Raw genomic sequence first — 6,000 nt, 5'->3', positions numbered from 1 at the left:
CCAGCTGCGAAAGCTACATCCTACGGTCATTTCACTCCTTCCTTCAGAAGCAAAAAGCGCTTCTTTGTCAGGAGCTTACAATGCCCTATGGATGTAAGCGGGCTTTCTCCGCTTTTCTTATCTTTTTTCGATGGCCACAATAAACGGAGGGTTGTTTTTTTGGTTGATGAATTGATATTGCAATACATGAGCTTTTTGCTGATCAATTGTTGTGACGTACTGCATCAATTCGTCCCTTTCTAAAGCTCCTTCCGGATGGCCGTGATAAATGACGAGCACAATGATTCCCTCTGGCGCCATAACCTCAAGCAACTGTTCGATTGCCTTTATGGTGGAAGCCGGTCTTGTAACAATGGCTTTATCTCCCCCTGGTAAATAACCTAAGTTGAAAACGGCGCCTGTAACCCGTTTGAAGGCTGATGGAGGCAATGCTTCCTTTATCTCAGCATGGCTTTTTTGAAACAGTGTCACCCGGTTTTCCATTTCATGTTCTGTTACTTTCTGTTTGGTGTTTTCCACTGCCTGCTGCTGAATATCAAATCCGTATACATGTCCCGTTTCACCAACCAGTTTGGCTAAAAAGACGGTATCATGGCCATTTCCGACTGTTGCATCGACTGCCACGTCGCCTTCTTTCACCGCTTTTTGCAGCAGGGTACGGGCAAATGGTAAAATACGTTCTAATTTCATATGTTCTGTACTTCTTTCTGTCTATTGTAATATTTGCCTTGGTAGCTATTTCGGCGTTTCAGTTCCGCATCGATTGCATTCAATACTTCCCATTTTTTCACACTCCACATTGGTCCGATCATTAAGTCAATCGGACCATCACCCGTAATACGATGAACGACCATTTCAGGTGGAATGCTTTCCAATTGGTCACATACAAGGTTTACATAGTCTTCAAAAGAGAGGAACTCCAGCATTCCTTTTTCATATTGTTTCACCATCGGTGTGCCTTTCAATAAATGAAGAAGATGAATTTTAATGCCTTGTACATCTAATTGCGAAACAGCCCGAGCGGTTTCCATCATCATTTCCGGTGTTTCCAGCGGTAATCCGTTAATGATGTGAGAGCAAACGCGAATACCATGTTTTCTTAATTTATTGACCCCTTCTACATAACATTCGTAATCATGGGCACGATTAATTAAAAGGGCAGTACGTTCATGAACCGTTTGAAGGCCAAGCTCTACCCAAAGGTATGTACGTTCGTTTAACTCGGCCAAGTACTCCACTACATCATCGGGAAGACAGTCAGGGCGTGTGGCGATTGACATCCCGACCACCCCTTCTAAATTCATAACGGTTTCATACCTTTCGCGAAGTACTTCAACGGGAGCATGAGTGTTTGTGAAAGCCTGGAAATAGGCAAGATATTTGCCGTCTTTCCACTTTTCATGCATTTTATCTTTAATATCATGAAACTGCTTGACGAGATTATCAGCGCGGTTTCCTGCAAAATCGCCGGATCCTGCCGCGCTGCAAAACGTACATCCGCCATAGGCGACAGTACCGTCACGGTTAGGGCAATCAAATCCTCCATCAAGTGCTACTTTAAATACTTTATGGCCAAAGGTTTGGCGTAAATGATAGTTCCATGTATGATAACGTTTATCGTCTGCTGCATATGGAAATGGGTTGAACTGATTCAAGTCAGTAAACCTCCTTTTAAAAAATGTATATAACATTCTACCTGAATAATATGCTTGGTGATGATAAGCTACATCAAACAATTGTATCAAAAATTATAAGTTGTTCCAAATGGAACTCCGCAGAGAAAAAATGGATGGTAATGTTTGATGGAGCATGAGGCAAACTATAGATGTGCATTAATGATTTGGAGGGAATAATATGACAACTCGTCAATCTGTTGATAAGCTTCTGCAACATTGTGAAGATACCGTTCGATTTGCAAAAGGGCAATTATCTGAAAGCCGAAAACAAGAACATTATAACCTATCTGAATATACGGAAGCACAACAAGGGTTAGAAAATGCATACAAAGAGCTGGAGGAGTTTTCTCATAGTGCGAATGCACAGCAAAGAGAGCAACTTTACCGTATGCGTTTACAAGTTCAAAATCTGCAAAATGAAATGATTTTGGAAGACCGTTAAAAGGGAGGGGCAGACAAATGAAGAAGCGTTCAAAACAAAACAATCCCGAACAAAAAACAAAAAACGGCATCAATAATAAAGATATGGAGTTAGGAAGCGAATCTGATCCAGTTCAAGAAATAAAGAAAAAGAACCTTAAAAAAGCACAGCCAATCCGATCAAAACAGCATCCCGATCGATAAAAACAGCCTCCAGCGGGCTGTTTTTTATGCATGAAAAAGATCTTATATTTCAAAAAAATAAAGTTTTTTCTTTGTATTGTCAAAAGGGCAAGAAGGCCATACAATTTATTTTGGAACTCGAAATTTACGGTTTTAAAAAGTTTAAAAAGGAGGTACTCGATATATGCCTCGTGCACTTTGGCTCCTAGTAATTGGAATGCTCATCAATGTAACAGGGGCTTCTTTCTTATGGCCTTTAAATACGATTTATATTCATGAGCATTTAGGTAAATCACTCTCTGTGGCCGGTGTCGTGTTAATGCTCAATTCCGGAGCAAGTGTTGTCGGAAATCTATTGGGCGGAGTGTTGTTTGATAAGGTTGGCGGCTATAAATCCATTTTATCAGGAATCCTTATTACACTTGCGGCATTGGTTACACTCGTCTTTTTCCATGAGTGGTCTTTTTACATCGTTTTGCTCGTTATCATCGGACTAGGGTCAGGAATTGTATTTCCAGCCATGTATGCAATGGGTGGAACGGTATGGCCGGAAGGAGGGCGTAAAGCCTTCAATGCTTTGTATGTTGCCCAAAATGCCGGTGTTGCTATTGGCTCTGCTCTTGGCGGGCTCGTTGCCTCTTATTCCTTTAAATATATTTTTATTGCCAATGCGATGATGTATATGCTCTTTTTCCTGATAGCAGCGTTTTCCTATCGTAAGATATCTGCAGAAAAAGCCAAACAAGTTAGTGTACTCGATGAGATATCTCCTGTAAAAAACCACGCCAAATTTCAAGCCCTGCTAACGCTTTGTATGGGCTATTTACTATGCTGGGTTGCTTACTCCCAATGGGCCTCAACAATTTCTGCCTATACACAGGAGATCGATATATCATTGAAACAATATAGTTTGCTTTGGACGATCAACGGGTTGCTCATTGTGATCGGACAGCCGATTGTTAATGGTCTTATTAAATTAATAGCCAAAACATTAAAAGCTCAAATCATGATTGGGATTTCCATCTTTATTGCTTCATTTGCTATTGTCTCCGTTTCTCATCAATTTTGGCATTTCCTTGTAGCTATGATTGTCTTGACGATTGGGGAAATGTTTGTGTGGCCGGCCGTGCCGACTATTGCAAGCATGGTTGCCCCAAAGGGAAGAGAAGGTTTTTATCAAGGTGTGGTAAACAGTACAGCAACAGGCGGAAGAATGATTGGTCCTTTAATTGGCGGCGTACTGGCAGATTACTACAATATGAGTGCCCTGTTTTACGTATTGATTGGTTTCTTGGTTATTTCTCTATTCACCACAGCGGCGTATAACCGGAAAATCAATCAAGTGCAACAAGCCGAAACCATTGCGGGGGCTGCTTCCTAAACTTATTGTTATGGTTCAGATTTTCATACGGTCGTTCTGTTCTATCATCTTGAATTAGCTTATAAAGGCTCTCAAATAAGCAGTTGGCAAGAGACCATAGGGTTGTTTGCCAACTGCTTATGCGTAAGTAAACGGACATGGATGCTTTTTATTCATGTCCGTTTATTCATATAAATAACGTAATTTTTTAACACCTGTCATCACTTCCTATTCTCTTCACGGTCCTTCTGTCCCTTTATCCGGAATAGGCTGAAAAGGTCTTACGTGGATTCATATATTTTTTGAGAAATGTAGAATGTAATGGTTATAACCAAAATAATATAGTGATAGACAGAGAAGACAACCTTGAAAGGTGTTTTCGAAGTTATTGAAAGCGTTTTCTTTATAATGATATGTTAAAGGGGGAGAAAAGATGTTAAGTATGATTGGTCTAATCGGGGGACTTGCTTTATTAATCATCTTAACCATGAGAGGAATGAATCTCCTGGTTGCCGGCCCGCTTTGTGCTTTGTTTGTGGCAGTGCTGGGCGGCATGCCTCTTTTTCCGCAGCTTGTAGGAGAAGGAGAAGCTAATTTTGTCGGAAATTATATGACTGGTTTTTCGGGCTTCGTGACGTCCTGGTATTTAATGTTCTTGCTGGGGGCCATTTTTGGAAAGGTGATGGAAGACAGTGGTGCGGCTGATTCTGTTTCTAAGTGGATTGTTGAGAAAATGGGGATGAAGCGTGCCGCATTAGCGGTCGTGCTGGCTTGTGCTATCTTAACATATGGGGGCGTCAGTCTATTCGTCGTAGCATTCTCAGTGTATCCGATGGCAGTAAGCTTGTTCAAACAAGCCGATTTACCAAGAAGATTCATCCCAGCTGCCCTGGCATTTGGTTCGGTTACATTTACGATGACATCGGCGGGCTCTCCCGAAATCCAAAACTGGATTCCAATCGAGTATTTAGGAACTAGTCCGTATGCAGGCTGGGAAGTGAGTTTAATCGTGGCCATCGTTATGGCTGTGTTTGGTTATTGGTGGCTAAAACGGATGATTAAAAAAGCAGTAGAAAAGGGTGAACGTTTCGTTGCACGTGACAATGATCCCATTACAGCTGATGACAGTCAACTCCCAAACCCGATTTTAAGTTTAATTCCTTTATTAGTTGTCCTAGTTATTTCCTTTGTATTCCATGATTCTTTAAAGCAATCCGCACTAATTATCGCTTTATTAGGCGGTGTTCTCGCAACGACTCTTATTAACTGGAAATACTTCCGTAATTACTGGAGTGCGGTATCGGAAGGAACGTTGGGGGCGTTAATCGCCATCGGTAATACAGCGGCTGTTGTTGGCTTCGGCGGAGTGGCAAAAGCTGTGCCGGCATTCCAGGTAGCGGTCGATACCATGACAAGTATTCCCGGAAGCCCGCTAATTGGGGGGGCGATTGCTGTTAGTGCCATTGCAGGTATTACCGGGTCTGCATCCGGTGGTCAAGCGATTGCTTTACCGATTTTAGCTCCCCACTATATGGACATAGGAGTCAATCCAGAGGCGCTGCACCGTGTCCTTGCTATTTCCTCGGGATGTTTGGATTCTTTGCCGCATAATGGTTATGTTGTCACAACGATACGCGGAATCTGCGGAGAATCCCATCAAGATGCTTATGGTGCCGTTGGTGCCATGACGGTCATTGTTCCGCTGGTTGGTGTTATTTTAGCTATTGTTCTATTCTCCTTTGGTCTAGGATTATAACAAGGCTAGAGTAATAGGCTATACGGAGCACGCTATCCTGTAAAAGGACAGCGTGCTTTTATATAGTCGTAGTTATCCAAGCTTTCCTAAAAGGGTTTCTCTTACCTGAGAATAGCAGTATAATGGTATAATAAAAAAATAAAAGAACATAATAGAAAATAAAAAATGAAAAGAATGTGATGATGACAGTATAAATGCCCTCTATTATCTCAGTGCTCGTTTTCTGTTTGTAAAAATAGTATACTATGTAATAAAGGGAAACTTTACTCGGTGGGATACTGTCCGTTAGAGTGGGATAAAAATAATTTTGGTAAAATACGAACGAACAACTTGCGGTTTTAAACCATATTATTTACAATACAAAGTAATGAGACAATGAAAAGCGTTGAAAAGGAGTAGTAATGAACGAAGCGAGCAAAGAGAGTTGACGGTTGGTGTAAGTCAGCAAACGAGCGTTCATGAACTCGCCTTTGAGTTGCAAATGTGAAACAGCTTGCTTACAAGCAAGAGTAATGTTTGCCGTATTGCCTGCGTTAAAGGATTAAAGCGAGTGTCAGTTTTATGCACTAATGTGGGTGGTACCGCGGGAAGATGAAAGAATCCTC

General features: G+C 41.5%; 6 protein-coding genes and 1 other annotated feature (1 of these 7 cut by a window edge). Of the genes, 4 read left to right on the top strand and 2 right to left on the bottom strand.

Features of this window, described 5'->3' with window-relative positions; all coding sequences use genetic code 11:
- Positions 1–117: 117 nt before the first annotated feature.
- Positions 118–690 (bottom strand): class I SAM-dependent methyltransferase, encoded by a 573-nt coding sequence (locus ACFOU2_RS07040; protein ID WP_377913542.1) that lies wholly within the window; start codon positions 688–690, stop codon positions 118–120.
- Positions 687–1,655, bottom strand: coding sequence for a TIGR01212 family radical SAM protein (locus ACFOU2_RS07035; RefSeq protein WP_377913540.1), 969 nt, complete (start codon positions 1,653–1,655; stop codon positions 687–689). Before ACFOU2_RS07035 ends, ACFOU2_RS07040 begins: the two co-directional genes overlap by 4 nt.
- A 199-nt stretch (positions 1,656–1,854) precedes the next feature.
- On the opposite strand from ACFOU2_RS07035, the gene ACFOU2_RS07030 reads away from it, so the two are divergent.
- The 4 genes from ACFOU2_RS07030 (at position 1,855) to ACFOU2_RS07015 (ending at position 5,395) form a co-directional block, all read left to right on the top strand.
- On the top strand, positions 1,855–2,118 hold the full coding sequence (locus ACFOU2_RS07030) for a YtzC family protein (RefSeq protein ID WP_377913538.1): 264 nt from the start codon (positions 1,855–1,857) through the stop codon (positions 2,116–2,118).
- A gap of 17 nt (positions 2,119–2,135) precedes the next feature.
- The gene (locus ACFOU2_RS07025) at positions 2,136–2,300 is read left to right on the top strand and encodes a glycogen biosynthesis protein GlgD (RefSeq protein WP_377913536.1); all 165 of its coding nucleotides are present in this window, start codon (positions 2,136–2,138) and stop codon (positions 2,298–2,300) included.
- A gap of 163 nt (positions 2,301–2,463) precedes the next feature.
- Positions 2,464–3,660, top strand: coding sequence for an MDR family MFS transporter (locus ACFOU2_RS07020; protein WP_377913534.1), 1,197 nt, complete (start codon positions 2,464–2,466; stop codon positions 3,658–3,660).
- Positions 3,661–4,072: 412 nt separating this feature from the next.
- On the top strand, positions 4,073–5,395 hold the full coding sequence (locus ACFOU2_RS07015; protein WP_377913532.1) for a GntP family permease: 1,323 nt from the start codon (positions 4,073–4,075) through the stop codon (positions 5,393–5,395).
- 376 nt (positions 5,396–5,771) lie between these two features.
- Positions 5,772–6,000, top strand: a binding site (T-box leader) (it continues 11 nt past the right edge of the window).

The sequence above is a fragment of the Bacillus songklensis genome (genome assembly GCF_042649685.1).
In the GTDB taxonomy this organism is placed as follows: domain Bacteria; phylum Bacillota; class Bacilli; order Bacillales; family Bacillaceae_H; genus Bacillus_BA; species Bacillus_BA songklensis.
This window is presented reverse-complemented; position numbering and strand designations above follow the sequence as displayed.

What these genes read in the sequence shown, in the direction of transcription:
- ACFOU2_RS07040 (WP_377913542.1), bottom strand. Translation starts at nt 690, where the DNA reads ATGAAATTAGAACGTATTTTACCATTTGCCCGTACCCTGCTGCAAAAA.
- ACFOU2_RS07025 (WP_377913536.1), top strand. Translation starts at nt 2,136, where the DNA reads ATGAAGAAGCGTTCAAAACAAAACAATCCCGAACAAAAAACAAAAAAC.
- ACFOU2_RS07015 (WP_377913532.1), top strand. Translation starts at nt 4,073, where the DNA reads ATGTTAAGTATGATTGGTCTAATCGGGGGACTTGCTTTATTAATCATC.
- ACFOU2_RS07030 (WP_377913538.1), top strand. Translation starts at nt 1,855, where the DNA reads ATGACAACTCGTCAATCTGTTGATAAGCTTCTGCAACATTGTGAAGAT.
- ACFOU2_RS07020 (WP_377913534.1), top strand. Translation starts at nt 2,464, where the DNA reads ATGCCTCGTGCACTTTGGCTCCTAGTAATTGGAATGCTCATCAATGTA.